This is a genomic window from Planktothrix tepida PCC 9214 (assembly GCF_900009145.1).
Taxonomy (GTDB): domain Bacteria; phylum Cyanobacteriota; class Cyanobacteriia; order Cyanobacteriales; family Microcoleaceae; genus Planktothrix; species Planktothrix tepida.
Genome location: NZ_LN889808.1, coordinates 1 through 2672, shown reverse-complemented (window position 1 = coordinate 2672; position 2672 = coordinate 1). Strand labels below are relative to the sequence as shown.

The window sequence follows — 2672 nt, the reverse complement described above, 5'->3', positions numbered from 1 at the left end:
TTTCCCCCAAGAACACTTTTATTTCATTGATTTTCTGCGCCTGTTCACAGGTAATCTGTTGAGTGACTATTATCCCTCTTCTGTCAGTTTCCGAAAAACCTTGCATTTTTTGAATCCTAGAGCCTAGACAGAGCAAGTGATCGCGTTATTTTTTCTCAGTAGCAATTCCTGAGAGTGCGAAATTAGTCAAAATGCGATCGCCACATCCCAGACTGTTGACTATAACGTGGCTTTGGAAATTACTAATCATAGGAAAAACCGGAGAGTGACAGAAGAGGGATAGATGCTGGAGAAGTGGCTAACGTTTCTCAACTCGAAACCGATGTTCATATTGGCACCCATGTTGATGCTCCTTGCCATTTTGTTTCTGGAGGTAAAACCGTTGAACAGTTATCCTTAGAGGTGTTAATTGGGAGTGCTGTTGTTGCCCATTTACCCGAAATAAGTGCGGTTACGCCGGAAGATTTGGAGGCTTTGGCACTTCCTCCCAATACTCAGCGCCTACTGCTACGAACCCGCAACTCCCAACTGTGGGCTAATGAAGTCTCGGAATTTCAAACGGATTTTGTTGCCTTAACAGCCGATGCGGCCCAATGGGTTGTCAATCAAGGGATTCAGTTAATCGGGGTTGATTACCTTTCTGTACAACGCTATTATGATAGCCCATTAACCCATGAAATTCTCTTGGGTGCTGGGGTTGTGATTGTGGAAGGATTAAACTTAACGGATGTTACTCCTGGGTTGTATGATTTAGTGTGTTTACCGTTGAAGCTTGTTGGGTCTGATGGCGCACCTGCCAGAGCCGTTTTACTTGAAAAATATCATTAATTTCTGGAATTAATATTAATATGAGTTCCCCTAAAATCGTCGCTTTTGTGCCAATGCGACATAGCAGTGAACGAGTTCCAGGTAAAAACTATCGGGATTTTGCGGGTCAACCGTTATATCATTGTGTGGTTAGGAATCTGTTAGCTTGTCCTCTCATTTCTGAAGTGGTAATTGATACCGATAGCCCTAAGATTCAGGAGGATGCAACCCTACATTTTCCACAAGTTAAACTCTTAGAACGTCCCGAACATCTGAGAGCCGGAACAACACCGATGAATGATGTTCTGCTCAATAGTGTTCAACAAGTCGAGGCGGATTTTTATCTGCAAACCCACAGCACAAACCCTTTGTTAAAAGCAGAAACCATTACAGATGCCGTTGAAACGTTTTTAAAGAATTATNTTCAACTAATACTTTAGCTAGACGATAAGCAGGTTCAGCCGGAGAAACAGATCGACGACGACTTTTAGCCATAGGAGGTACAACTTTGGGACTTTTAACAAAATTTTTAGGTCGCTGCTCAATAATCATAGTCAATTATATATAGTAATCTATAGACAGGGAATAAAACAATAACCCTGTGGCTTGTTGATAAGCTTCAACGGCGGCTTCCACTTCTCCTTGTTGCCAGAGGACATCGCCTAACTTATGATGAACTTCCCATAACTCAGGCGACTTTTGAAGCACTTGTTGATAACAAGCGATCGCCTTTTCGGGCTGTCCTTGACGTAACGGGGTTTTGGTAGCAATCGTACAGAAACTTACGCGCTTGCCTAAAACCCAATTACAGCATAGGTTTTGGAAGTTAACTTTTCTTAACAAATCTCTCAATCCGTTTTGTACCAAATAGACTTTAGTTGATTTGGTACATCTAATTGACACGATAGAGTAAACGTTTCAGCCTTGTCCTTTCACGAAGGTTTAACTGGTACAGTGAAAGCACAATCCTTAACGGCACTTTTCGTACAGTTGCTACTCAAACGCCCACTACTAAGGATATATCAAAGGGATTTTTCCTAGTAGAGCCGCATATTCGCTAAAGCTAGAACCATAAGAACCGATAATTTTTTTACACTTAGAAAGTAAGTAAAGATCTATCAAAGCATCTTCAACAGTTGTATGCCTTTGATTATTTTTATCAATTTTTTGTTGGTAATTATCATTAAAATCTTGGCAATAACTGATGACTAAATCAGGAAAATTTTGAAAGATCATATCTTTAGTTAATTGATTATCAGTTGCTAAAAATATTTTTGAGTATCCTTTAAATATCTCTTTCCCAATAGCACTGATAAATTTCGCATCAGAAGAAAATACCGATTCTGGATAATTGCTTCTAATGTAATTTACATGATCTGTTCTTCTAATATGTACCCCTAAGATATCGTCATGAGGCATAAAATTTTGCGTGAATTCATTGATTTTTAAAAGCAAGTGAGGTTTAACCTTTAATTGTCTCATAAATCTGACATACTCTTGATCAAAATCTTTTTGCTCTACTTTGTCTTTTAAATAAGTTTCATAGAAGTAATTTTTATGTTTCATCTTGTTAATATAAATGACTTGAGAAGGGTTATCAATAGAATTGAGTTCTGCCACAGAGATAAATTTTACATTATTTTCTGTCACTCTTTCGTATAAATCATCAAAATTGCAATCACAAGCTGCTTGAGGTTCCCAACAAATTTCCAGGGGGATTTCTAAAATTTTACTCATACAAAAACACGAACATAAAGCTCGTAATCGATTACAAAGACCCGCTTCTGATGCGTGAAAAACAATTTTTTGATCAAGATGCTGATTCAGATTAACAAAACTGTTCAGGAGATTCTCTGAAGTGGCAA

The 2672-nt window shown here is 38.4% G+C and carries 4 protein-coding genes; 2 read left to right on the top strand and 2 right to left on the bottom strand.

The window, feature by feature from the left end; all coding sequences use genetic code 11:
* Positions 1–294 precede the first annotated feature (294 nt).
* The gene (locus tag PL9214_RS19775; RefSeq protein ID WP_245824306.1) at positions 295–828 is read left to right on the top strand and encodes a cyclase family protein; all 534 of its coding nucleotides are present in this window, start codon (positions 295–297) and stop codon (positions 826–828) included.
* A gap of 20 nt (positions 829–848) precedes the next feature.
* Positions 849–1247: an acylneuraminate cytidylyltransferase family protein gene (locus tag PL9214_RS19770; RefSeq protein WP_245824305.1), complete on the top strand. Its 399-nt coding sequence runs from the start codon at positions 849–851 to the stop codon at positions 1245–1247.
* A 118-nt stretch (positions 1248–1365) separates the two neighbouring features.
* On the opposite strand, the gene PL9214_RS19765 is transcribed toward PL9214_RS19770, so the two are convergent.
* Together PL9214_RS19765 and PL9214_RS19760 are read right to left on the bottom strand one after the other, a co-directional pair.
* Positions 1366–1650: a tetratricopeptide repeat protein gene (locus PL9214_RS19765; RefSeq protein WP_072720494.1), complete on the bottom strand. Its 285-nt coding sequence runs from the start codon at positions 1648–1650 to the stop codon at positions 1366–1368.
* A gap of 168 nt (positions 1651–1818) precedes the next feature.
* Positions 1819–2672: nodulation protein NodZ (locus tag PL9214_RS19760; protein WP_072720493.1), on the bottom strand; the 854-nt coding region annotated here is incomplete at its 5' end.